This window comes from Pseudactinotalea suaedae (genome assembly GCF_009733815.1).
Lineage (GTDB): Bacteria > Actinomycetota > Actinomycetes > Actinomycetales > Beutenbergiaceae > Pseudactinotalea > Pseudactinotalea suaedae.
The window spans coordinates 551,548-575,005 of sequence record NZ_WNXY01000001.1; the positions used below are offsets into that span (position 1 = coordinate 551,548).

Sequence of the window (23,458 nt, forward strand, 5' to 3'; positions counted from 1 at the left end):
TCTACCACGGTCAGCCCACGTGGACCTGGAGCAGTGCCTGCGTGCACCGGGTGACCGCCACGTACAGGGCGTTCCACCCGCGCGGCTCGTCGGCGATCCCCGCAGGGTCGACGACCACGCACGCATCCCACTCCAGTCCCTTCGCCTCGAGCGCCGAGACCACCGGGAGCCCCGGCAGCACGGCGCGCAGCGGGTCGAGGTGCGCGGGGGCGGCCACGACCCCGACGCTGCCGTTGGCGTACTCCCGCTCCCAGGCAGCGACCTCGGCCGCCACCAGGCCGACGAGACCAGCGGGCGCGACCGTCACCTCGCGCGGCTCTCGGCCGGATGACCGCACCGCTCGCGGCGGCTCGTTGCTGCTCCCGGCGCGGTCGAGGATCGGCGGCACCAGCGCCATCACCTCGCGGGGCGTGCGGTAGCAGATCGACAGGTCAGCCCGGCGCCAGCGGTCGCCGAGCGCGGGGGAGAGGGCACCCTCCCAGTCGGTGTGCCGGTGCGGCGCCTCGGTCTGGTCGATGTCCCCGACGGCGGTGAGCGAGCCGGTGGGACAGCGTCGCCTCACCATGTGCCACTGCATCGCGGACAGCTCCTGCGCCTCGTCGATGACCACGTGGCCGTAGGTCCACCCGTGGTCGGCCGAGGCGCGCGCCGCCAGGAACGGCGCCGCGTCGTCGACCGCGACATCTGCCGTCCCGATCAGCGCCGTGACCGCGCCGAGCAGCGGGATGTCGCTCGGTGCCAGTCCCGCGGGCTCGGCCACCACGGCGGTGACCTCCGCCGCGGTCAGCCCGCGTGCCGCGCGGCCCAGCGTCGGAGCGTCGTGCAGCAGCGCCTGCAGCACCGCCCGCGGGGCGGGCTCGGGCCACCATCGCTCCAGCGCCGCGCGCACCCGGGTGTCGCTTTCGACCCGGACCCGCAGGTCCTCGATGTCCGCCTCGGAGAGCTCGCCGTCGACCTGGCTGCTGCTGGCTCCGGTGCGCACCGCACGGTCGTCGGAGCGCGCGAGTGCGGAGTCGACGCTGCCGAGGATGTCCTCGAAGCCCTCCTCCACCGTGCTCAGCAGCGTGGTCGTCCGCTCGACCACGGCGTCGACCAGCGCGTCGTGCAGGGCCGCGAAGGCGAGCCCGCGCGCCGCGAGCAGGCTGCGGTCACCGGCGAGCGAGGACCGGAGCGCGGCGGCGACGCGAGCCTGGGAGATCTCGTACCGCTCGCCGTCGAGCACCAGCACGAGGTCCGCGGCGGCGGGCACCAGGCTGCGGACGTGGCCCACGATCGCGTCCCACCACAGGGCGCGGCCCTTGATCTCGGCGAGCACCCGGGACTCGGACCGCTCGACGGCGGCGCCCGGAACCAACGCGTCGCAGGTCGTCGACACCACGGCGGTCTCACCCAGGGCGGGCAGCACCTGCTCCACGTAGCGCAGGAACCGCCGCGAGGGTCCCAGCAGCAGCACGCCCCGGCGAGCGATGCCCGGCTGGGCGAACAACAGGTAGGCGATGCGGTGCAGCGCCACGACCGTCTTGCCGGTGCCGGGCCCGCCCTGGACCACCAGCGGAGCGTCCGCGGGTGCGCGCACGATCGCGTCCTGCTCGCGCTGCAGGGTCGCGACGGCCGTGCCCATCCGGCCGGTGCGGCGCTCGTCGAGCGCGGACAGCAGTGCCGCCTCGCCCACCAGCCCACCGGCCGAGCCGTCGCGCGTGAGGTCCTCGTCGTCGACACCGATCACCCGCGCACCCTCGGTGCGGATGTGACGGCGGCGGACCAGGCCCTGCGGTTCCAGCGCGGTCGCGGTGTAGAACGGCCGGGCCGCCTCGGCGCGCCAGTCCAGGACGAGGGGCTCACCGCCGTCGGCGCGCGGCACACCGATCCGGCCGATCCGGTGCGTGGCGGCGTCCACGGTGTCGATCCGCCCCAGCACCAGGCCGTGGTCGGCCTCGGTCAGGGCACGCAGCCGGGCGGCGAGCAGCGCTCGGCGGTGCTGGTCGGTCCGGTCCTGGACAGGCGCGCGCAGCTGGGTGCGCAGCTCCGCGAGCAGGTCGCGGCGGCGGCGATCGGCGAGATCGAGGAAGTCCTGCTCCTCGCGAAGGGCGTTCACGGTGGCATCGGTGGTCTCAGGCACGGGTCTCCGTTCGCAGGGGACGCCCAGCGCCCGAGGGCAGCTGCGCGATGGGCCGAGGTGCCAACGCCCGGCGCCGCGCGGGTGTTCCCACCACAAGCTGCCCGGGGGGCTAGATTCGAGACGTGAGCCGGGCACCCAGGAGCGGGATCGACGAGTCGGAGCTCGAGGTCGTCGAGCCGGAGGTCACCAGCGTCGGGCTGCCCGCCGTCACGCACGCGATGCAGGTGGCGCTGACCCAGATGGGACCGGTGCGCACCGCGCAGACGCTGCTGCGGGTCAACCAGAAGCACGGGTTCGACTGCCCCGGCTGCGCCTGGCCGGACCCCGAGCACCGCAGCCCGGCCGAGTTCTGCGAGAACGGCGCCAAGGCGGTCGCCGAGGAGGCGACGACGCGGCTCGTGACCCCGGAGTTCTTCGCCCGGCACAGCCTCGCCGACCTGGCACGGCAGGACGACTTCTGGCTCGGTCAGCAGGGTCGGATCACCCATCCGATGGTGTTCGACGACGGCGCCACCCACTACCGACCGATCACCTGGGACGACGCGTTCACCCTGATCGCCGACGAGCTGGAGGCGCTGGACAGTCCGGACCAGGCGGTGTTCTACACCTCGGGCCGCACCTCCAACGAGGCGGCGTTCTCCTACCAGCTGATGGTGCGCGGCTACGGCACCAACAACCTGCCGGACTGCTCGAACATGTGCCACGAGTCCTCGGGGGCGGCGCTCACGGCGAGCATCGGCGTCGGCAAGGGTTCGGTGTCGTTGCAGGACATCTACGACGCCAAGCTGATCGTGGTCGCCGGTCAGAACCCGGGCACCAACCACCCGCGCATGCTGGGGGCGCTGGCCAAGGCGAAGCGCCGCGGCGCGCGCGTCGTCTCGGTCAACCCGCTGCCGGAGGCCGGGCTGATCGAGTTCAAGGACCCGCAGTCGCCGCTCGGTCTCGCCGGACGCGGTGAGAAGCTCTCCGACCTCCACCTGCCGATCCGCCTCGGCGGCGACCTCGGGTTGTTCCTCGGCATCGCGAAGCACCTGCTGGAGCGCGACGAGGAGTCCTCGGAGGTGCTCGACCGGGACTTCCTCGAGCGGTACTGCGACGGCCTGGAGCCCTACCTCGCACACCTGCGCACCGTGCCCTGGGACGAGATCCGGACGGCGACCGGGCTCACCGAGGCCCAGGTCCGCGAGCTCGGTGAGGAGTTCGTCCGCTCGCCGGCGACCATCGTCTGCTGGGCGATGGGCCTGACGCAGCACGAGCACGCCGTCGCCATGATCGCGGAGATCGCGAACGTGCTGCTGCTGCAGGGCAACATCGGCCGACCCGGCGCGGGTGTGTGCCCGGTGCGTGGCCACTCCAACGTGCAGGGCGACCGGACCATGGGCATCTTCGAGCGGATGCCGGAGCGCTTCCACGACCGCCTCGACGCCGAGTTCGGGTTCGCGTCACCGCGCGACCACGGGTACGACACCGTGCAGGCGATCCGCGCCATGCGCGACGGCAAGGTCGGGGTGTTCATGGCGATGGGGGGCAACTTCCTGCGCGCCACCCCGGACACCGACGTCACCGAGGCGGCGACCCGCCGGTGCCGGCTCACGGTGCAGGTCTCCACCAAGCTGAACCGCTCGCACGTGGTCACCGGGCGGCGCGCGCTGATCCTGCCCGCGCTGGGCCGCACCGATGCCGACGTTCAGGCGAGCGGTCCGCAACGGGTCAGCGTGGAGGACTCGATGTCCGCCGTGCACGCCTCGGTGGGTCGGCTCACGCCGCCCTCGCCTCACGTGCGCAGCGAGGTCGCGATCGTGGCCGGGATCGCGCAGCAGCTGTTCGCGCGGGAGAAGGCAGCGACGCGCGGCCCGGTGCTCGACTGGGCGGCGCTGCAGGGGGACTACCGGCTGATCCGGCGCCACATCGAGGCCGTGGTCGACGGGTTCGAGGACTACGAGTCCAGGCTCGACCAGCCGACAGGCTTCGTGCTGCCGCACCCGCCGCGCGACAGCCGCTCCTTCCCGACGCCGTCGGGCCGCGCCCAGCTGCAGGTCAACCAGCTCACCTACCCGGCCCTTCCCGAGGGACGGGTGCTGCTGCAGACGCTGCGCAGCCACGACCAGTACAACACCACGATCTACGGCGACAGCGACCGGTACCGCGGCATCCACCACGGCCGCCGCGTGGTCCTCGTCAACCCGCTCGACATCGAGCGGCTGGGTGTGGCCGACGGCCAGGTCGTCGACCTCGTGTCTGAGTGGCGCGACGGCGTGGAGCGCCGCGCGGAGCGGTTCCGTGTCGTCGCCTACCCGACGGCGGTCGGGTGCGCTGCGGCGTACTACCCGGAGACCAACGTGCTGGTGCCGCTGGACTCGGTGGCCAAGGGGAGCAACACACCCACCTCGAAGTCCGTCGTCGTGCGTCTCGAGCCTCGGTGAGCGGACCGCGCCAGCGGGGCTAGCGGGTCAGTGCCTCGCGCATGAGGTGGACCAGCGCGTCGAGCTGGACCGAGGTCGTCGAGACGATCTCGGTGTCGTCGCCGTCGAGAGCGCGGGCCGCGAGGCCCTGCTTGGCGTCGATGAGCTCGGCGATCTTGGTGTCGATCGTGTGCGCGGCGAGGATCCGCCACGCCGTGACCGGCTGCTCCTGACCGATGCGGTGCACGCGGTCGATCGCCTGACCCTGCTCGGCCGCCGTCCAGGACAGCTCGGCGAGCACGACGTTGGACGCCGAGTGCAGGTTGATCCCCACCCCGGCCGCGGTCAGCGAGCACACCGCCACGGCGACCTCGGGGTCGTTCGCGAACGCGTCGATCGCCTTCTGACGTGCCGAGGAGGTCTGCTCGCCGCGGATCGAGACGGTCTTCAGACCGGCCTCCGCCAGGTGCCGCTCCGCGGTGTCCATGACGTCGATGTGCTTGGCGAAGAACACGACCTTGCCCACCGAGCGCGCCAGCTGGGCGGTGTAGTCGGTGGCGAGGGTCGCCTTGGCCTGACCGATGCGGCGCACCATCGTGAAGACGTTCTCGCCGCCGCCGCTGGCGTTGCGCGAGGACTCGAGCTCCGCCGTCGCGACCGACCGCATGATGTCGAGATCGGGCTCGAAGGGCTCGGCCTCGCCGCCGTGACGGGTCTCCCACAGCCGGTGGTACCGCTGCGCGAGCCGGGCACCGAGCTCGCGCTCGGCCTGCCGGATCGAACGACCGAGGTCGTCGTCGAGCTCGACGGGCAGGTCCGCGATCCGGCGCGCCGGCAGGTCCTGGGCGACCTCCGACTTGAGCCGTCGCACGATGCCCATCGAGATCACCGCGGCGCGCGCCTCGGGGTAGAAGCCGCGGTCCGCGGGCGTGAGCCCGATCGCCTCGAGCTTGCGCATCAGCGCGGGCGCGGGCTGGTTGTCCTCGACCCAGCCGAGGAACTTCCAGATCGCGTGGAAGTCCTCGACGTCGTTGATCAGCGGCGTACCGGTCAGCGCCATCAGCAGCGGGTTGCCACCGGGGCTCGTCTGCCGGATCTGCTCGGCGAGCGCGAGCACGTGCTGGCTGCGCTGCGAGGAGAGGTTCTTGATGAAGTGGGCCTCGTCGACGACCATCGACCGGAAGCCGAACCGCATCAGCCACGACAGGTGGCGGTCGAGGATCTCGTAGTTGACCACGAAGACGTCCGCGAACGCGTCCATCGTGTCGCCGTCGCCGTGGATCACCGTGACCTTGCGCGACGGCGTCCACTGCTCGACCTCGCGGGCCCAGTTGATCTTGACGACGTTGGGCACGACGGCGAGCAGCGGGAACGCGCCGGCGACCGAGGCCGCCAGGATCGACTGGGCGGTCTTGCCGAGGCCGGGCTCGTCGGCGAGCAGGAAGGTGCGGTGACCTCGGCGTACGGCCTCGAGCAGCTCGACCTGGTGCGGCATCAGCTCACGGCCGCGCGGGGAGAAGTGCTCGAAGCGGGGGAGCGGCGGCAGGTCCATGGTGGCCGCGCCACCGCCGGCGCCCTGCTCGAACGAGCGGTACAGCGGCTCCATCAGGTCCCAGCCGCTGAGGCGGCCGGTCAGCGGGCGCTCGGGGGCCTGGATGGCGGGTGCCAGGAACGGGGTCGCCTTGAGCCGGCGCTTGACCGAGGGCGGCACGACCTGACGGTCGGCCAGCGCCGCGGGGACCACCGTGGGGCGGCTGATCTGCGGAGCCTTGATCTCCATCTCCTCGGGCGACAACTGGGCGCCGGAGTCGAGGAGCCAGTCCAGGCGCATGCGCTGCGCGGCGGGCCCGGGCGTGGTGGCGGGGTCGAGCAGCGTCAGCAGCGAGGTGTCCCGCGCCGCGGTGCGGGCCAGGATCGTCGCGACGCCGTCCAGGCGCTTGAGCAGCTCGGTGCGGGCCGCCGTCGAGAGGTTCGTGTCCGACTTGACGCGGGCACGCTCCTCACGGACCAGCAGCGCGATCACCTGGAAGCGGGTGCGGTTGGTCGGTCCGACCTTGCCGCGGGCAGCCTTAGCCTCGACCTCACGCACCTTGCGGGCGAGGATCGGGATGATGGGCGCGGCGTCGTCGCCGCGCGCGGCGCGGCGATCGAGCAGGCGGGCCTGGGATGAGCCGTTGGGCAAGATGTCTCCACTATGCCGGGCCACGTCCGCCCGACAGCACTGTGGCGCGCACATGAACGGCGCGCGGGTGGGTCGCTGCCGGTGAGCTGAGAGCTCGTCTTCCTAGCAGTGTGGGCGATACTGGGATCGAACCAGTGACCTCTTCCGTGTCAGGGAAGCGCGCTACCGCTGCGCCAATCGCCCGTGCGAGGTGGGTACGGGATTCGAACCCGTGTATACGGCTTTGCAGGCCGCTGCCTCGCCACTCGGCCAACCCACCAGGTGTGCCCTGCTGGGCCGCCGATTTCGAGCGGATGACGGGATTCGAACCCGCGACCCTCACCTTGGCAAGGTGATGCTCTACCACTGAGCCACATCCGCGTGCGTCACCGGGCGGGTTTCCCCTCTCGGTGGTGCGGCGTCGACTTTAGCCCACGTATCGCGGCGTCGTCCAACCGGGCCCGGCGGCGTGTTGCCAGGTGGACGTCGGGCGGGCACCAGTCGCGGCTGACTAGCGTGGCGGCGTGACCATCGCCCCACGCGTGCCGCGTGCCTGGTTCCGTGGTGTGCGGGCCGAGCGGGTGCTCGAGCACGTGGATCTGCGTGAGCAGCCCGACGCGTTGTCCGGTGGCGGCTGGTGGGTCGTGGTCGCCGAGTTCGACGGGCCGTGGCACGCCTGGCGGTTCGCCGAGGTCCGCGCCACCGACGAGGTCACGCGCGGTCCGGAGCGATGGCACGGGCCGCCACGGGACGCGTGGCGAACATCACTCTCGCGGCAGCAGTACGTCGCGGCGGTGCAGCGGGTCCGCGCCGACATCGCCGAGGGCGAGGTCTACCAGGCGAACATCTGCCGCGTGCTCGCGGCGCCGGTGCCGGTGCGGCCCGACCCCGTGGGTCTGGCCGTGCGGCTCGCGACCGGCAACCCGGCGCCCTACGCGGCGCTGATCGACATCCCCGCCGGAGGCGTCGCCGGCCCAGGCTCGTGGGTCGTGAGCGCCTCGCCCGAGCTCTCGCTCGAGGTCGCCGACGGCATCGTCAGCTCCGGGCCGATCAAGGGCACCGCGGCGACGCCGTCGGGTCTGCTGCCCAAGGACCGTGCCGAGAACGTGATGATCACCGACCTGGTGCGCAACGACCTCCAGCGTGTGTGCGTCCCGGGCACGGTCGAGGTGACCGACCTGCTGGCGGTCGAGGAGCACCCCGGCCTGGTCCACCTGGTCTCGCGGGTGCGAGGTCGCCTGCTCGACGGCGGCCCGACCGGCTGGGCGCCGCTGCTCGCCGCCGCCCACCCGCCCGGTTCGGTCTCCGGGGCACCGAAGTCGTCGGCGCTGCGGATCATCGACGAGCTCGAGACCGCGCCGCGCGGTCCCTACTGCGGTCAGATCGGATGGATCGACGCCGACCGCGGCCGGGCACGCCTCGCGGTCGGCATCCGCACCTTCTGGTGGGCCGACGGCGAGCTGAGGTTCGGGACCGGCGCCGGCATCACCTGGGGGAGCGACCCCGACCAGGAGTGGGCCGAGACCGAGCTGAAGGCCGCCCGGCTGGTGTCGTTGGCGTCGCAGGCCTGAACGGGGCAGGCTGGCGTCATGAGCGACCTCCTGCTGTACGTCGACGGCGAGTTCCACGACCCGCGCACGCCGCTGCTGTCCGCGCTCGACCACGGCGTCACGGTCGGCGACGGCGTGTTTGAGACCTGCGAGCTGCTCGACGGGCGCACGTTCGCGCTGACGCGGCACCTGCGGCGGCTGGAGCGGTCGGCACGGGGCCTGGGTCTGGACGCACCCGACGAGGACCGGGTGCGGGAGGCGATCGCCGCCGTCGAGCAGCGGTGGCGGGACCAGGGCGGCCGACTCGGCCGGCTCCGCATCACGTGGACCGCGGGCTACGGGCCGTTGGGCTCGGACCGCAGCGGTGCGGACGGCACGCTGATCGTGGCGGCCGGCAGCGCCCGCGCGCCGGGTCCGGTGCGGGTGGCGGTGGTGCCGTGGGTGCGGAACGAGCGGTCGCCGATCGCAGGACTCAAGACGACCTCCTACGCGGAGAACGTGGTGGCGCTGGCGCACGCGAAAGAGCGAGGCGCCGGTGAGGCGATCTTCGCGAACACGCGCGGCGAGCTGTGCGAGGGCACGGGCACCAACGTCTTCCTCGAGGTCGACGGCGCGTTCGTGACGCCGCCGCTGGACTCGGGCTGCCTCGCGGGCGTGACGCGTGCGCTCGTGCTGGAGTGGGCCGCCGACGCCGGTATCGAGGTCCGCGAGGAGGCGCGGCCCTTGGCCGCCATCCACGAGAGCGCGCACGCGGCGCTGACCTCCAGCACCCGCGGCATGACCCCGATCGTCGCGGTCGACGACCGCGAGATGGAGCCCGGTCCGCTCACGCTCGCGATGGCCGAGGAGTTCGACCGGCGCAGCCGGGAGGAGATCGACCCGTAAGGCGGACGGGTGACCGGGCCGCGATCCCGGATCGACCCGATCAGGACCCTGCCGTCAGGTGCCGCGCGAAGAACCGAGCCGCGTCGTCGCCGGCGAACGCAGGGACGCCGGCATGGCCCCCCATGTTGGCCTGCAGGGTCTTCTCCCGCGAGCCGAAGGCGTCGAACAGATCCAGCGCCGCCTGCCGGTCGTTCCCCTCGTCGTCCCACTGCAGCAGCACGTGCAGGGGGATCGTGATTCGGCGTGCTTCGCCGAGCATGACCGCGGGAACGAAGCTCCCGGCGAAGAGCCCGGCCGCCGCGATGCGTGGCTCGACGAGCGCGAGGCGGATGCCGATGGCGATCGGTCCGCCGGAGAAGCCGACCGGGCCGCTCACATCGGGCAGCGCGAGGAGCGCGTCGAGCACCGTCTGCCACTCCGGGACCGCCCGTTCGACGAGGGGCAGCACCAGCCGGTCGACGATCGCGCCGACCGGTTCACCGGCCGCGAGGGCGCGGCGCAGATCAGCGCGCGCGTGCTCGGCGCCGGCCATGCGGGGCCGCTCACCGCCGCCAGGAAGCTCGATGGCAGCCGTCGCGAAACCGTCTGCCGCGGCGCGCACGGCCCGAGCCACCAGTCGCGGGTACATGCTGCCGAGCCCGCCGGGGTGGCCCATGAGGATCAATGGCGCCGGCTGGGTCGGCGGCGTCCACAGGATGCCGGGGATCTCGCCGACGGCGAAGGCGCGCTCGCCGACACCGTGCTCGAGATGGCGGTGTGAGAGGAGGTGCATGGTCGTACCTTTCGGGAGTGCTCGAGGGCGGCGCTCCGGGACGACCTATCGCCCGACCGTGTCCTCGCAGCGGAGCACCCATGTCGATCCCGTCATGGGAATCACCTCCTCGTCGCGTCTCACGGCTCGGCGAGGCTAGCGACGCCGAGGCGGCCGATGCACAGCGTTTTCTCGGGTCCGCCGCGGCCGGTGCGAACCTCAGACGCTCTGCTCGACCGCGGCGGCCCAGCCCGCGGGGTCGTCCCCGGCGGGGATCTGGGTGAGGCCGAACCACAGCCGCAGCGCCTCGGACCAGCCGTGCTCGGCGTCGGTGAGCGGGACGACGCCGCCGTAGCCGTCGAGGAAGGCACGCTGCGCCGCCAGGGGTGCCGGGGGCCAGCGCCGGAACTCGGTCGCCAGCAGCACCGCGCCGAGGGAGACCTCCGCCGTGCGGTGGCGGACGCTGACCTCGTCGAAGTCGAGCAGCGCCGCCACCTGGTGGTCGCGCACCAGCACGTTCGCGCCGCGGACGTCACCGTGCCCGAGCTGGGGCGGGACGTCGAGGTCGGGCAGGGTCTCGAGGAGGTCGCCCAGGCGGGCGCACGCCCGCGGCGCCCGTGCCTCGGGCAGGGACTCCCGGCCGGAGGCGATGTGCTCACGCAGGTCGCCGGTGATCTCGCGAGGACCATGGCCGAACGGCGCGGGGTCGACCGCCGCGAGCGCGACGTGCAGCCTGCCCACGACCTCGCCGGTGGCACCGACGGCGGTGACGTCGTCGACGTCCAGGAGGTCGCCGTCGATCATCGGGTGCACGGCGACCGAGAGCGGGCGATCGGACTCGACCACGCGACGGCGCCGACCGTCCAGCGCCGGCAGCGGTGCCGCCACGGGGAGGCCGTCGGCCTCGAGGTCGCCGACCAGCGCCGCGATGTCGTCGAGCCGCGCGAAACCTGGCACGAAGGAAGAGACCTTGACGACCACGGTGGCGTCCTCGGTGTGCACCCAGGCGAGAGCGTTGACGTCGCTGATCAGGATGCGTTCGACGCCGGCGGCGCGCAGGCCCCACCCCGAGAGCAGCGCGGCGGAGAGCCACCGGGTCGCGCTGTCGAGATCGGCGAGACCGAAGCGCTCGACCAGCGCCGTCGTCGGGTCGGTGGGCTCCCAGAGCATGGCAAGACCAGGCGCGAACATGCACCGAGGTTAATCAGAGGCGACCGAGTGGTGCGTTCGGAGCGGGTCCGCACCGCTGGTAGCATCGGTGCTCGCCCGGAAGGGCACCGAGCACGGACTCGGGCGATTGGCTCAGTGGTAGAGCGCCTCGTTCACACCGAGGAGGTCACTGGTTCGAACCCAGTATCGCCCACCACCAGAACGGCCCCGCAGGGGGCCGTTCGTCGTTTCCGGGCCTGGGTGCTGGCCTCCGGTTCTCGTGCACACCGCCTCGGTCCCTAGGCTGGCGAGGTGCGCGCACTCGTCTACGACCACCACCGGGGGCCGGTGACGGTGCGCGAGGTGCCGGAGCCCGAGGTCCCGGCGGGCGGTGTGGTCGTCGAGGTCCGGGCCACCGGTCTGTGCCGCAGCGACTGGCACGCCTGGGTCGGGCACGAGGACGTCCCGCTGCCGCACATCGGCGGTCACGAGCTGGCCGGCGTCGTGGTCGAGGTGGGCGAGGGCGTCGAGGCGTGGGCGCCCGGGGACCGCGTGACGACACCGTTCGTCGAGGGGTGCGGTCGCTGCGCGTGGTGCGCGGGCGGCAACGCGCAGGTGTGCCCGTACCAGCAGCAGCCCGGGTTCACGCACGCGGGCTCGTTCGCCGAGCGGGTCGCGCTGCACGCCGCGGACACCAATCTCGTCCGGGTCCCCGACGGCGTGGCTCTCGAGGCGGCGGCCGCACTCGGGTGCCGGTTCGCGACGGCGTATCGCGCGCTGGTCGCGCGCGCCCGGGTGCAGCCGGGGGAGTGGGTCAGCGTGATCGGGGCCGGTGGCGTGGGCCTCTCGGCCGTGATGATCGCGACCGCGCTGGGGGCGCGGGTCGTCGCCATCGACCCCACCCCGGCGGCCCTGCTGCTGGCGCGCGAGCTCGGCGCCGAGCAGACCATCGACGCCGACGGTGACGGCAAGGCCGACGACGTCGCTGCCCGGCTCCAGGAGCTCACCGGTGGCGGTGCGCACGTGGCGGTCGACGCCGTCGGGAGCGAGCGCGCCGCGAGCACGGCGATCCGCAGCCTGCGCCGCCGCGGTCGCCACGTCCAGATCGGCCTGCTGCCGGCGCTCGAGGGACACCCTCGGCTCCCGATGGACCGCGTGATCGCCTGGGAGCTCGACGTGCTCGGCAGCCATGGCATGTCCGCGGCCGACTACCCGGAGATGCTGCGACTCGTCGCCGCGGGGACCCTCGACCCGTCCAGGCTGGTCGAGCGTGTCGTCACCCTCCAGGAGGCGGCGGTCCTGCTCCCCGCCATGGACACGGCAGCACCGGTCGGGATGACGGTGATCGACCCCCGTCGGCTCTAGGGTCACCTCCGTGCCACCGTCACTCGTCCGCGACGCGACCGCCGCCGACATCCCGAGCATGGCAGCGATCTACGACGAGCAGGTGCTCACCGCGATCACCACGTTCGACATCGAGCCCCTCGGTATGAGCGTCCTCACCCGCCTGGTCGAGGGTGCGGCCAGCCCGATCCTCGTGGTCGAGGACGAGGGGCGTGTGCTCGGCTACGCCTACGCCGGCTCGTTCCGCCCGCGGCCGGCCTACCGCGCCACGCGTGAGGTCAGCATCTATCTGGACGCGGCGGCGCGCGGCCGCGGGATCGGGCGGGACCTGTACTCCGCGCTGCTCGCGCGGCTGGACTCCGACCCGGACGTGCACACGGTGCTCGCGGTGGTCGCGCTGCCCAACGACGCCAGCGAGCGGCTGCACCGCGGCCTCGGGTTCGAGCGCGCCGCGCTGCTGCGCGAGGTGGGGCACAAGCTCGGTCGGTGGATCGACGTCGCGATGTACCAGCGGACCAGCCCGTCCTGACGAGCGCGCCGGCGCGCGTCGGGGCGAGGGGCCGGTTCGCGCTGACTACGATCGGTACTCGTCCCGTTCCCTCGACGAAAGCGTCGCCGTGCCTGAGCTCTCCCTGTCCGTCGCCGGTGCCCAGCAGTCGGTCGCCGCGGGCACGACCGGGACGGACCTGTTCGGCTCGGACCGGGCCGTCGTCGCCGTCCGGGTCGATGGTGAGCTGCGCGACCTCGACGTCGTCCTCGACGGCGCCCAGGCCGTCGAGCCGGTCACCATCGACTCCCCGGACGGGCTGAGCATCCTGCGCCACTCGACCGCGCACGTGCTCGCGCAGGCCGTGCAGCAGGTCAACCCCGACGCCAAGCTCGGCATCGGCCCGCCGATCACCGACGGCTTCTACTACGACTTCGACGTCGAGACCCCGTTCCAGCCCGAGGACCTCAAGAAGCTCGAGAAGGCGATGCAGCGCATCGTCAACACCGGCCAGCGGTTCCGCCGTCGGGTGGTGACCGAGGAGGAGGCGCGTGCCGAGCTCGCGGGCGAGCCCTACAAGCTCGAGCTGGTCGGGCTCAAGGGATCGGGAGCGGCCGAGGGCGCCGCGGAGGGCGCGAGCGCCGAGATCGGCGCGGGCGAGCTGACGATCTACGACAACGTCGCCCGGGACCGCGAGGGCAACGAGGTCGTGGCCTGGAAGGACCTGTGCCGCGGCCCGCACCTGCCGACCACCAAGCTGATCGGCAACGGCTTCCAGCTCATGCGCAGCGCCGCGGCGTACTGGCGCGGCAGCGAGAAGAACCCGCAGCTGCAGCGCGTCTACGGCACCGCGTGGCCCACCAAGGACGAGCTGCGCGCGTACACGGAGCGGCTCGCCGAGGCCGAGCGCCGCGACCACCGCCGCCTGGGCACCGAGCTCGACCTGTTCTCCTTCCCGGACGAGATCGGTTCCGGGCTGCCGGTGTTCCACCCCAAGGGCGCGATGATCCGGATGGAGATGGAGGACTACTCGCGCCGGCGTCACATCGCCTCCGGGTACTCCTTCGCGTCGAGCCCGCACATCACCAAGGCGAAGCTGTTCGAGGTCTCCGGGCACCTGGACTGGTACGCCGACGGCATGTACCCGCCGATGCGGGTGGACGAGGAGCGCGACGCCGACGGCACCCTCCGCCGTCAGGGGCAGGACTACTACCTCAAGCCCATGAACTGCCCGATGCACAACCTGATCTTCGACGCCCGGGGACGCTCCTACCGCGAGCTTCCGCTGCGGCTGTTCGAGTTCGGCACCGTGTACCGGTACGAGAAGTCCGGCGTGGTGCACGGCATGACCCGCGCCCGCGGCTTCACGCAGGACGACGCGCACATCTACTGCACCCGCGAGCAGATGCGCGACGAGCTCGCCTCCCTGCTGACTTTCGTGCTCGACCTGCTGCGCGACTACGGTCTGAACGACTTCTACCTCGAGCTGTCCACCCGCAACCCGGAGAAGTCGGTCGGTGACGACGCCACCTGGGCGGAAGCCACCGCCGTGCTGGAGGAGGTCGCGCTCGCCTCGGGCCTCGACCTCGTCCCCGACCCGGGCGGCGCGGCGTTCTACGGTCCGAAGATCTCGGTGCAGGCACGGGATGCGATCGGGCGGACCTGGCAGCTGTCGACCATCCAGCTCGACTTCAACCTGCCCGAGCGGTTCGAGCTGGAGTACACCGCAGCGGACGGCTCCCGCCAGCGCCCGGTGATGATCCACCGCGCCCTGTTCGGCTCCATCGAGCGCTTCTTCGCGATCCTTCTCGAGCACTACGCGGGTGCGATGCCGCCGTGGCTGGCCCCGGTGCAGGTGCTCGCGGTCCCGGTGGCGGAGCCGTTCAACGACTACCTGGAGGACGTCGTCGCGCAGCTGCGGGCTGCCGGTGTCCGCGCCGAGCTGGACGACTCCGACGACCGCTTCAACAAGAAGATCCGCAACGCCACCACGCAGAAGGTCCCCTTCGTCCTGATCGCCGGTGGCGACGACGCCGAGGCCGGCGCGGTCTCGTTCCGGTTCCGTGACGGCTCCCAGCGCAACGGGGTCCCGATCAGCGAGGCCGTGACGATCGTGCGCGACGCGATCGCGGACCGGGTGCAGGTGTGACCGAGGAGGACCCGACCACGGCAGGCGCGCTCCCGCCGTCGGGCTTCCCCCGGGAGCCCGACGGCTACGAGCGCCTGTGGACCCCGCACCGGATGGTCTACGTGGACGGCCCCGAGAAGGTCGTCAGCACCTCCGAGCGGGACTGCCCGTTCTGCTCCGGCCCGCGGGGGGCGGACGCCGACGCGCTGATCGTGCACCGAGGCGTGACGTGCTTCGTCGCGCTCAACCTCTACCCCTACAACCCCGGTCACCTGCTGATCTGCCCCTACCGCCACGTGCCCGACCTCGTGAGCATGTCGACGGCGGAGCGAGCCGAGTCGATCGAGCTCGTCACCACGGGCATCGAGGTGCTGCGTGCGACCAAGCGACCCACCGGCTTCAACACCGGCATGAACACCGGGTCCGGCGCAGGTGCGGGTATCGCCGGGCACGCGCACCTGCACGTCGTGCCCCGCTGGGACGGCGACGCCAACTTCCTCCCGATCATCGGCCGCACCAAGGCGGTCCCGGAGCTGCTCGGCCACACGCGCGAGCAGCTCGCCGCCGCCTGGCCGGGGGAGTAGCCGTGGTCCTCGGCAACCGCGGTCGCGGAGTCTCCAGCGCCCTCTTCGGGCCGCTGGCACGACTGCTCGTCAGGCTCAAGGTCTCCCCGGACGTGGTCACGTTCGCGGGGACCCTCGCGGTGATCGCCGCCTCGCTGACCCTGCTGCCGACGGCGCACCTCACCGTGGGAGCGCTGGTGCTCGGCGTGTTCGTGCTCACCGACTCGATCGACGGGATCATGGCCCGGCTCGTGCACGGTGAGGAACCACGACCGTACGGCGAGTTCCTCGACTCGACGCTCGACCGGTTCTCCGACGGCGCGATCTTCGCGGGGCTGACGCTGTACTTCGTCGGCCACACCACGGGCAGCACCCAGACCTGGGGCGTGGCGACGGCGGTGGCGTGCCTGGCGCTCGGCGGCCTCGTCTCGTACGCGCGCGCCAAGGCGCAGGCGCTGGGGGTGGTCGCCAAGGTGGGCATCGCCGAGCGAGCCGATCGGCTGATCGTTGCGCTCGCTGCGACGTTGCTCGTCGGGCTGGGGCTGCCCGTGCTGGTGCTGGTCGTCGCCCTGGCGCTGCTGGCCGCCGCCAGCCTGGTCACGGTGGGCCAACGCATGGTGCTCGTGCGCCGTGCGCTCGTCGACGGGAGAACCGCATGAACGCCGGCTCGCTGTTCCTGCTCGCCTGGCGCGTGGTGCCGCGGCTGCCTGGCGCGCTCGTCCGCGGCATCTTCGACGCCGTCGCCGTCATCGCGCACGCGGCCCGGATCGGCGGCGTGAAGCAGCTCGAGCGGAACCTGGAACGGCTGCGGCCCGACCTGCAGGGTCGTGCGTTGCGGCGCATGTCGCGTCGAGGCATGCGCTCGTACATGCGCTACTACGCCGAGTCCTTCCAGCTCCCCGGTCTCACCGAGGAGCAGATCGCGGCACGGGTCCGCGCGGTCGGGCACGAGCCCATGCTCGCGCTGATCGAGAGCGGGCAGGCCACGGTCGGCGCGCTGACCCACAGCGGCAACTGGGACCTCGCGGGTGCCTGGTTCGTCAAGCGGTACTCGCCGGTGCTCACGGTGGCGGAGACCCTCGAGCCCGAAGAGCTGTTCCGGCAGTTCGTCGAGTTCCGCGAGGGGCTGGGGCTGCGGATCGTCCCCTTCGCCAAGGGCACCGGTGTGTTCCGCCGGCTGCTGACCGGGATGCGCAAGCCGGTCTCGTTCGTGCCGCTGCTCGCCGACCGCGACCTCAGCCGCGACGGGCTGGAGGTCGACGCCGCGGGCCACCCGATGCGGGTGGCGCCCGGTCCGGCGGCGCTCGCCCTGGCCGCCCGAGCCGCGCTGTACTCGGTGCACATCCACTACGAGCGCCTGCACGGCGACCGGCGCCGGCGCGCGGGCAGTCCCTGGGGCATCGTCATCGACTTCCAGGGACCGATCGAGGCGCCCGAGCTGCCGCAGCGCGAGGCGATCGCCGCGATGACGCAGCGCTGGGTGGACCTCCAGGTCGCGCGCATCCAGCAGTACCCGCAGGACTGGCACATGCTGCAGAAGGTCTTCTCCGACGACCTCGACGCCGACCGGCTGGCGCGCGCGAGCGCCGGCGCGATCGCGACGGACGAGAGCGGGTGAAGACGTTGCGTGTGGGCCTGCTGACCCCCTACGCATGGGACGTGCCGGGTGGCGTCAACTACCACGTCCGCGACCTCGCGGAGAACCTGATGGCCCGCGGGCACCACGTCCAGGTGCTGGCGCCCTCCGACGACGAGAGCGACCTGCCGCCGTACGTGACCTCGGCCGGCGGCACGGTGCCCGTCAACTACAACGGCTCGACGGCGCGGGTCGCGTTCGGCCCGCTCGTCTCCAGGCGGGTGGAGACGTGGCTCAGGGACGGGGCGCACGACGTGGTGCACATCCACGAGCCGATCGTTCCGAGCGTCGGCCTGATCGCGCTGCGGGCTGCCACCGCTCCCGTGGTGGGCACCTTCCACTCCTCGCAGGAGCGGTCCCGGGCGATGATCATCGCCAACCCGTTCCTGCAGCCGGGGCTGGAGCGCATCAGCGCCCGGATCGCCGTCTCCGAAGCCGCCCGACGCACGGTCGTCGAGCACCTCGGGGGCGACGCCGTCGTCATCCCCAACGGCGTCGAGGTGGACCGGTTCGCGAACGCGAGCCCCGACCCACGCTGGCAGGGCAGCGCCGAGGCGCCCACGATCGGGTTCCTCGGGCGGCTCGACGAGCCGCGCAAGGGCCTGCAGGTCCTTCTCGGCGCGGTGACGGCGGTGCGCCGGCAGAGCCCCGGTGCGCGGTTCCTGGTCGCCGGTCGCGGCGACATCGACGACGCGCTCCGCGACGCGGGGCTGCCGCGCGACGCCGTCGAGTACCTGGGGGAGATCAGCGAGTCGGACAAGCTGGCGCTGTTCGCCTCGCTCGACCTGTACGTGGCACCGCAGATCGGGGGAGAGTCGTTCGGCATCGTGCTCGTCGAGGCGATGAGCGGCGGCGCGGGTGTGATCTCGAGCGATCTGGTGGCGTTCAGGGCCGTGCTCGACGACGGCGCCTCGGGCCGGATCTTCCGCACGGGCGACTCCGCCGACCTCGCCCGGGTGCTCATCGAGGCGATCGAGCAGCCCGAGGAGACCGAGCGGCTCCGGCGGTACGCACGGACCGCCGTCGGCCGGTTCGACTGGGGCACGGTCGCCTCCCGCGTGCTGGATGTCTACGCGATGGTGACCGCGGCCCCGAGCGACCACCGCGGTCTTCTCGAGCGGATCTTCCGAGGCAGGCGATGAGGGGCACCCGGTGAGCGGCGCCGAGATGGCGCTGATCGCGATCGGCGTCGTCGCGATCGTCGGTCTGGTGCTGGTCAACCTCGCGCAGCGGGTCGACCGGCTGCACCGCCGGGTCATCAGCTCGCGAGCGGTGCTCGAGGCCCAGCTCGTCCGGCGCGCGGAGACCGCAGGCAACCTCGCCCGGACCGGTCGTCTCGACGCGGCCTCCACCTTGATCGTGGCGGAAGCCGCCTGGAACGCCGCGGTGCAGGCACCGCGGCTGGTCGGCGGCGCCAGCGACCTCGCCGACACCGGCATGGAGCGCGGCCTCGTCGAGTCCGAGCTCACGATCGACCTGCGGGCTGCGCTCGGTGACGCCGAGGACCTGACCGCGCTGCGCGCCGACCCCGTCGCGGCCGCGCCGCTGGCGGACCTCGAGCAGGCCGCCTACCGGGCACAGCTCGCGCGCAGGTTCCACAACGACGCCGTCGTGGCCACCCAGCGGCTGCGGCAGAACCCGCTGGTCAGGGTGTTCCACCTGGCGGGGCGGGCCGCGATGCCCGTGACGTTCGAGATGGACGACGACGTCTTCCGCTGATTCCTCCGCGAACGGCGCCGCCACTGGCCCTAGAGTGTGGGCCATGTCGCGCCCTGAACCCGAGGCTGGTACGCCGGCGCTCACGTACCCGCAGGCCTACAGACCAGGCGGTTTCGCCCCCTCTCCTGCCGAGCTGGGATCGATGAACGCGGCGATGGCGCCGCCCCCGAACACCACCGGTCCGATCGACCAGGTGTGGGTGGGCGACCAGAAGATCAGCAACCGGCCGATCCTCTACATCACCCTGATCGCCGCCAGTGTGATCGCGATGATCGCCGTGATCGTCATCGTCATGCGCGGTGCCGGTGTGGGGCCGACGACCGCAGGTTTCGTGCTCGCCCTGATCCCGCTGACCATCGTGCTCGCGGGTGTGCTGTGGCTCGACCGGTGGGAGCCGGAGCCGAAGCTGCTGCTGCTGACCGCCCTCCTCTGGGGCGCCGGCGTGTCGACGCTGAGCTCGCTGTTCGTCAACACCGCCGCACGCCAGTGGTTCTTCGAGTCCACCGGCGACGCCCAGCAGGCGACGACGCTGAGCGCCGTCGTCGTCGCCCCGGTCGTCGAAGAGCTGTTCAAGGGCATCGGCGTGCTGCTGCTGTTCCTGCTGCGCCGCCAGCACTTCGACGGACCGGTCGACGGCGTCGTGTACGCCGCCACGGTCGCCGCCGGCTTCGCGTTCACCGAGAACATCCTCTACTTCGCGCAGAACGCCGAGTTCGTCTGGGCGGTGTTCGTGGTGCGCGGCCTGCTCTCGCCGTTCGCGCACCTGATCTTCACCGCCTGCATCGGTATCGCGATCGGGATGGCGGCACGGTCCCGCAAGACGACGACGGTGCTGTTCGCGTTCCCGGTGGGTCTCGTGGGCGCCATGGGGCTGCACGCGCTCTGGAACGGCAGCTCGATGCTCGGCAACTTCTTCGTGCTGTTCCTCGTCATCCAGCTGCCGCTGTTCATCGCGGTGGTCGTGCTGATGGCCTGGCTGCGGCGGCAGGAGGCCGAGGTCGTCCGCGCGCGCCTGGGCGAGTACGCCCAGGCCGGTTGGTTCGCGCCCCACGAGGTCCACATGCTGGCCTCGATGCGGATGCGATCCCAGGCGCGGGCGTGGGCCGCCCGGTACGGCGAGCGGGCCAAGCAGTCGATGAAGGAGTTCCAGCGGGACGCGACGTCGTTGGCGTACCTGCGGCAGCGCCAGCTGACCGGGAGGGCGGACCTGCGGGCCTCGCAGAGCGAGCACGAGCTCCTCAACGAGATCCAGAAGGACCGCCGTACGTTCACGATGTCGGCGCAGGGAGTCGTCGGCCAGCCGCGGCTCTAGACTGAGGTGCCTGCCGATCGCGCAGGCCTCCGTCCCAGCGTCATCGAGGTCTGAAACGTGTCCGAGGACCAGCCCACCCCCACGCCCCAGCTCGGCACCGCACGCGTCAAGCGCGGCATGGCCGAGATGCTCAAGGGCGGCGTCATCATGGACGTCGTCACGGCCGACCAGGCCAAGATCGCCGAGGACGCGGGCGCCGTGGCCGTGATGGCGCTCGAGCGGGTCCCCGCGGACATCCGCGCCCAGGGTGGCGTCTCCCGGATGAGCGACCCCGACATGATCGACGGCATCATCGCGGCCGTCTCGATCCCGGTGATGGCCAAGGCACGCATCGGTCACTTCGTCGAGGCGCAGGTGCTCCAGAGCCTGGGCGTCGACTACATCGACGAGTCCGAGGTGCTGACCCCCGCGGACTACGCGAACCACATCGACAAGTGGGCCTTCACCGCGCCGTTCGTGTGCGGCGCCACCAACCTCGGTGAGGCCCTGCGCCGGATCACCGAGGGCGCCGCGATGATCCGCTCCAAGGGTGAGGCCGGCACCGGGGACGTCTCCAACGCCACCACCCACATGCGGACGATCCGGGCCGAGATCAAGCGCCTGGGCTCGCTCCCCGAGGACGAGCTCTACGTGGCCGCCAAGGAGCTCCAGGCACCGTACGACCTCGTCGTCGAGATCGCGCGCACCGGCAAGCTGCCGGTCGTGCTGTTCACCGCGGGCGGCATCGCCACGCCGGCGGACGCGGCCATGATGATGCAGCTCGGCGCCGAGGGCGTGTTCGTGGGATCGGGCATCTTCAAGTCCGGCAACCCCGCGGAGCGGGCCGCCGCGATCGTGCAGGCCACCACGTTCTACGACGACCCCGACGTGATCGCCAAGGTCTCTCGCGGCCTCGGCGAGGCGATGGTCGGCATCAACGTCGACGAGATCCCGCAGCCGCACCGGCTCGCCGAGCGCGGCTGGTGAGCTCGGAAGGCTCGCTGGGACCCGAGTGGGTCAGGAGTCCCGAGGACGGGCGCTACTTCCGCCGGGCGGCACGGGTGCTGCTCCTGGACGAGCAGGATCGGGTGCTGCTCGTGCGCGGGCACGACGTCGACCGGCCCGAGCGGTCCTGGTGGTTCACGGTCGGCGGCGGCATCGACGCCGGCGAGACGCCCACCCAGGCCGCCGTGCGTGAGCTCGCGGAGGAGACGGGGCTGCGCATCGCGGAGACCGACCTCATCGGTCCGGTGCTCACGCGGGAGGCGGTCTTCGACTTCGAGGCCGAGCACGTCCGCCAGGACGAGGTCTTCTACTACGCACGCATCCGGGACGCCGGTGAGGTCACCCGGGAGGGCTGGACCGACGTCGAGCGCTCGTTCATGGACGACATCACGTGGTGGTCGCTCGCCGACCTCCGGCAGGTCGACATCGAGGTCTTCCCGCACGAGCTGGCCGACGTGCTCGAGACGGTGATCACCGGGTGGGACGGCACCGTCCGCCACCTCGGTCTGCAGGACGACGACACGCCCGGCGAGGCTGTGCCCCGGTGACCGGACCGACGATCGGGGTGCTCGCGCTGCAGGGTGACGTCCGCGAGCACGCTGCGGCGCTGCAGGCCTGCGGCGCCCGCACCACGCTGGTGCGACGCGCCGGCGAGCTGGCCGCCGTCGACGGCCTCGTCCTCCCGGGCGGGGAGTCGACCACGATCGACAAGCTGCTGCGCCGGTTCGAGCTGATGGAGCCGCTGCGGGAACGGATCGCCGCAGGGCTGCCGGTGTACGGCTCGTGCGCCGGCATGATCCTGCTCGCGGACCGCATCACCGGGGGCACGCACGACCAGCAGACGGTCGGCGGGCTCGACGTGCTGGTGCGGCGCAACGCCTTCGGCCGCCAGGTGGACTCCTTCGAGGAGCGGCTCCACGCACCGGCGCTCGGCGCCGGCCCGGACGAGCCGCCGATGACCGCCGTGTTCATCCGCGCACCCTGGGTGGACGAGGTCGGGGAGGACGTCGAGATCCTCGCGACGGTCTCGACCGGCCCCGAGGCAGGTAGGATCGCCGCCGTCCGTCAGGGCGCACTCATGGCGACCGCCTTCCACCCGGAGATCAGTGCGGACCACAGGGTTCACCAGGCCTTCGTGGCCATGGTGATCGCCGAGACCACCTGAGCGCGGCACCCGCGCACTCGCAAGGCAAGCAAGCAAACCAGGAGCGGAGCTCACCATGTCCGGTCACTCCAAGTGGGCGACGACCAAGCACAAGAAGGCCGTGATCGACGCCAAGCGCGGCAAGCTGTTCGCGCGGCTGATCAAGAACATCGAGGTCGCCGGCCGTACCGGCGGCGGCGACCCCGCCGGCAACCCGACGCTGTTCGACGCCATCCAGAAGGCCAAGAAGGCTTCGGTTCCCGCCGACAACATCGACCGCGCGGTCAAGCGTGGCTCCGGTGCCGAGGCCGGCGGCGCCGACTACCAGACGATCATGTACGAGGGGTACGCCTCCGGCGGCGTCGCGGTGCTCGTCGAGTGCCTCACGGACAACAAGAACCGCGCCGCCTCCGACGTGCGCGTCGCCTTCACCCGCAACGGCGGCTCGCTGGCCGACCCGGGCAGCGTCTCCTACCTGTTCAACCGCAAGGGCGTCGTGCTCGTGCCCAAGAAGGCGGCCGACGGCCCGGACCTCGACGAGGAGACCGTGCTCGACGCCGTCCTCGACGCCGGCGCCGAAGAGGTCAACGACCTCGGCGACAGCTTCGAGGTCATCAGCGAGGCCGGTGACCTGATCGGTGTGCGCACCGCGCTCCAGGACGCCGGTATCGAGTACGACTCCGCCGAGGCGCAGTTCGTGCCCTCGATGGAGGTCGAGGTCGACGTCGACGGGGCGCGCAACGTGATGCGCCTCATCGACGCGCTCGAGGACAGCGACGACGTGCAGAACGTGTGGGCGAACTTCGACGCCTCCGACGAGGTCATGGCGGCGCTCGAGGAGGAGTGACGCCCCTGATCGTCCATGGCTGGGGCGCCGGCTGACCAAGAATTCCTGTGCGCGAGGCGACCATCCGCGCGTCTTCGCTCCTTCGTCGCTCTCGCCGCGCTCCCGCCAGGCCCATCCAGCCTCGCGCACAGGAATTCTTGCTCTCCGGCTTCGTGGTGGGGTCGCCTCGGGGGGCGGGTCGATGGCGTTTTGGCGTCACTGGCTTGCAGGGCGGTACCTGAGCCGCGGACGAGGGGCGCGACCACGGAGGTGAGCCGCCTCACCACGGTGCCGACGC

Annotated in this window: 20 protein-coding genes and 4 tRNA genes; 17 read left to right on the forward strand and 7 right to left on the reverse strand. The window is 72.1% G+C overall.

Annotated elements, in window-relative coordinates; genetic code table 11:
* Nucleotides 1-10 precede the first annotated feature (10 nt).
* Nucleotides 11-2,119 (reverse strand): HelD family protein, encoded by a 2,109-nt coding sequence (locus tag GPA04_RS02555; protein WP_156221994.1) that lies wholly within the window; start codon nucleotides 2,117-2,119, stop codon nucleotides 11-13.
* Nucleotides 2,120-2,241: 122 nt separating this feature from the next.
* Here GPA04_RS02555 and GPA04_RS02560 point away from each other — a divergent pair, with 122 nt between their 5' ends.
* Nucleotides 2,242-4,542, forward strand: coding sequence for an FdhF/YdeP family oxidoreductase (locus GPA04_RS02560; protein WP_156221996.1), 2,301 nt, complete (start codon nucleotides 2,242-2,244; stop codon nucleotides 4,540-4,542).
* A 19-nt stretch (nucleotides 4,543-4,561) separates the two neighbouring features.
* Here the strand turns inward: GPA04_RS02560 and GPA04_RS02565 are convergent, their stop codons facing one another.
* The 4 genes from GPA04_RS02565 to GPA04_RS02580 all read right to left on the reverse strand — a co-directional run bounded on the left by GPA04_RS02565 (nucleotide 4,562) and on the right by GPA04_RS02580 (nucleotide 7,063).
* Complete coding sequence (locus tag GPA04_RS02565) at nucleotides 4,562-6,757, reverse strand: DEAD/DEAH box helicase (protein ID WP_156221998.1); 2,196 nt, start codon at nucleotides 6,755-6,757, stop codon at nucleotides 4,562-4,564.
* A 57-nt stretch (nucleotides 6,758-6,814) separates the two neighbouring features.
* Nucleotides 6,815-6,886, reverse strand: a tRNA-Val gene (locus GPA04_RS02570).
* A gap of 5 nt (nucleotides 6,887-6,891) precedes the next feature.
* Nucleotides 6,892-6,962 (reverse strand) — tRNA-Cys (locus GPA04_RS02575).
* A 29-nt stretch (nucleotides 6,963-6,991) separates the two neighbouring features.
* A tRNA-Gly gene (locus tag GPA04_RS02580) sits at nucleotides 6,992-7,063 on the reverse strand.
* A 143-nt stretch (nucleotides 7,064-7,206) separates the two neighbouring features.
* Here GPA04_RS02580 and GPA04_RS02585 point away from each other — a divergent pair.
* Nucleotides 7,207-8,253: a chorismate-binding protein gene (locus GPA04_RS02585; RefSeq protein WP_241680542.1), complete on the forward strand. Its 1,047-nt coding sequence runs from the start codon at nucleotides 7,207-7,209 to the stop codon at nucleotides 8,251-8,253.
* Between the two features lie 18 nt (nucleotides 8,254-8,271).
* Entirely contained in the window at nucleotides 8,272-9,117 is an 846-nt protein-coding gene (locus GPA04_RS02590; RefSeq protein ID WP_156222000.1) for an aminotransferase class IV, read from the forward strand.
* 40 nt (nucleotides 9,118-9,157) lie between these two features.
* On the opposite strand, the gene GPA04_RS02595 is transcribed toward GPA04_RS02590, so the two are convergent.
* Nucleotides 9,158-9,889: a dienelactone hydrolase family protein gene (locus GPA04_RS02595; protein ID WP_156222002.1), complete on the reverse strand. Its 732-nt coding sequence runs from the start codon at nucleotides 9,887-9,889 to the stop codon at nucleotides 9,158-9,160.
* 198 nt (nucleotides 9,890-10,087) lie between these two features.
* Nucleotides 10,088-11,059: a phosphotransferase enzyme family protein gene (locus GPA04_RS02600; RefSeq protein ID WP_156222004.1), complete on the reverse strand. Its 972-nt coding sequence runs from the start codon at nucleotides 11,057-11,059 to the stop codon at nucleotides 10,088-10,090.
* Between the two features lie 100 nt (nucleotides 11,060-11,159).
* Between GPA04_RS02600 and GPA04_RS02605 the strand changes: the two genes are divergently transcribed.
* The 14 genes from GPA04_RS02605 to GPA04_RS02670 all read left to right on the forward strand — a co-directional run bounded on the left by GPA04_RS02605 (nucleotide 11,160) and on the right by GPA04_RS02670 (nucleotide 23,181).
* Nucleotides 11,160-11,234, forward strand: a tRNA-Val gene (locus tag GPA04_RS02605).
* Nucleotides 11,235-11,329: 95 nt separating this feature from the next.
* Nucleotides 11,330-12,382 (forward strand): zinc-binding dehydrogenase, encoded by a 1,053-nt coding sequence (locus GPA04_RS02610; RefSeq protein WP_156222006.1) that lies wholly within the window; start codon nucleotides 11,330-11,332, stop codon nucleotides 12,380-12,382.
* Nucleotides 12,383-12,392: 10 nt separating this feature from the next.
* Nucleotides 12,393-12,890 (forward strand): GNAT family N-acetyltransferase, encoded by a 498-nt coding sequence (locus GPA04_RS02615; RefSeq protein WP_206674083.1) that lies wholly within the window; start codon nucleotides 12,393-12,395, stop codon nucleotides 12,888-12,890.
* An 88-nt stretch (nucleotides 12,891-12,978) separates the two neighbouring features.
* Complete coding sequence (gene thrS / locus GPA04_RS02620) at nucleotides 12,979-14,997, forward strand: threonine--tRNA ligase (RefSeq protein WP_156222008.1); 2,019 nt, start codon at nucleotides 12,979-12,981, stop codon at nucleotides 14,995-14,997.
* Nucleotides 14,994-15,560 carry an HIT family protein gene (locus tag GPA04_RS02625; protein ID WP_241680543.1) on the forward strand — a complete coding sequence of 189 codons (567 nt, stop codon included), beginning with the start codon at nucleotides 14,994-14,996 and terminating at the stop codon, nucleotides 15,558-15,560. Before thrS ends, GPA04_RS02625 begins: the two co-directional genes overlap by 4 nt.
* 2 nt (nucleotides 15,561-15,562) lie before the next feature.
* The gene (gene pgsA / locus GPA04_RS02630) at nucleotides 15,563-16,198 is read left to right on the forward strand and encodes a phosphatidylinositol phosphate synthase (RefSeq protein ID WP_156222010.1); all 636 of its coding nucleotides are present in this window, start codon (nucleotides 15,563-15,565) and stop codon (nucleotides 16,196-16,198) included.
* Complete coding sequence (locus GPA04_RS02635) at nucleotides 16,195-17,157, forward strand: phosphatidylinositol mannoside acyltransferase (RefSeq protein WP_156222012.1); 963 nt, start codon at nucleotides 16,195-16,197, stop codon at nucleotides 17,155-17,157. Before pgsA ends, GPA04_RS02635 begins: the two co-directional genes overlap by 4 nt.
* The gene (locus GPA04_RS02640) at nucleotides 17,154-18,317 is read left to right on the forward strand and encodes a glycosyltransferase family 4 protein (protein WP_241680544.1); all 1,164 of its coding nucleotides are present in this window, start codon (nucleotides 17,154-17,156) and stop codon (nucleotides 18,315-18,317) included. Before GPA04_RS02635 ends, GPA04_RS02640 begins: the two co-directional genes overlap by 4 nt.
* 10 nt (nucleotides 18,318-18,327) lie before the next feature.
* On the forward strand, nucleotides 18,328-18,894 hold the full coding sequence (locus GPA04_RS02645) for a hypothetical protein (protein ID WP_156222014.1): 567 nt from the start codon (nucleotides 18,328-18,330) through the stop codon (nucleotides 18,892-18,894).
* Between the two features lie 43 nt (nucleotides 18,895-18,937).
* Complete coding sequence (locus GPA04_RS02650; protein WP_156222016.1) at nucleotides 18,938-20,206, forward strand: PrsW family intramembrane metalloprotease; 1,269 nt, start codon at nucleotides 18,938-18,940, stop codon at nucleotides 20,204-20,206.
* A 57-nt stretch (nucleotides 20,207-20,263) separates the two neighbouring features.
* On the forward strand, nucleotides 20,264-21,172 hold the full coding sequence (gene pdxS, locus GPA04_RS02655; protein WP_156222018.1) for a pyridoxal 5'-phosphate synthase lyase subunit PdxS: 909 nt from the start codon (nucleotides 20,264-20,266) through the stop codon (nucleotides 21,170-21,172).
* Nucleotides 21,169-21,738: an NUDIX hydrolase gene (locus GPA04_RS02660; RefSeq protein WP_241680545.1), complete on the forward strand. Its 570-nt coding sequence runs from the start codon at nucleotides 21,169-21,171 to the stop codon at nucleotides 21,736-21,738. The genes pdxS and GPA04_RS02660 overlap by 4 nt, the downstream gene beginning before the upstream one ends.
* Nucleotides 21,735-22,355, forward strand: a complete 621-nt coding sequence (pdxT, locus tag GPA04_RS02665) for a pyridoxal 5'-phosphate synthase glutaminase subunit PdxT (RefSeq protein ID WP_156222022.1) — start codon at nucleotides 21,735-21,737, stop codon at nucleotides 22,353-22,355. Before GPA04_RS02660 ends, pdxT begins: the two co-directional genes overlap by 4 nt.
* A 55-nt stretch (nucleotides 22,356-22,410) precedes the next feature.
* On the forward strand, nucleotides 22,411-23,181 hold the full coding sequence (locus tag GPA04_RS02670) for a YebC/PmpR family DNA-binding transcriptional regulator (protein ID WP_156222024.1): 771 nt from the start codon (nucleotides 22,411-22,413) through the stop codon (nucleotides 23,179-23,181).
* Nucleotides 23,182-23,458: the final 277 nt, after the last annotated feature.

Coding starts and splice junctions, on each gene's coding strand:
- GPA04_RS02565 (WP_156221998.1), bottom strand. CDS start 6,757: ATGTGCGCGCCACAGTGCTGTCGGGCGGACGTGGCCCGGCATAGTGGA.
- GPA04_RS02590 (WP_156222000.1), top strand. CDS start 8,272: ATGAGCGACCTCCTGCTGTACGTCGACGGCGAGTTCCACGACCCGCGC.
- GPA04_RS02595 (WP_156222002.1), bottom strand. CDS start 9,889: ATGCACCTCCTCTCACACCGCCATCTCGAGCACGGTGTCGGCGAGCGC.
- GPA04_RS02600 (WP_156222004.1), bottom strand. CDS start 11,059: ATGTTCGCGCCTGGTCTTGCCATGCTCTGGGAGCCCACCGACCCGACG.
- GPA04_RS02635 (WP_156222012.1), top strand. CDS start 16,195: ATGAACGCCGGCTCGCTGTTCCTGCTCGCCTGGCGCGTGGTGCCGCGG.
- GPA04_RS02650 (WP_156222016.1), top strand. CDS start 18,938: ATGTCGCGCCCTGAACCCGAGGCTGGTACGCCGGCGCTCACGTACCCG.
- GPA04_RS02670 (WP_156222024.1), top strand. CDS start 22,411: ATGTCCGGTCACTCCAAGTGGGCGACGACCAAGCACAAGAAGGCCGTG.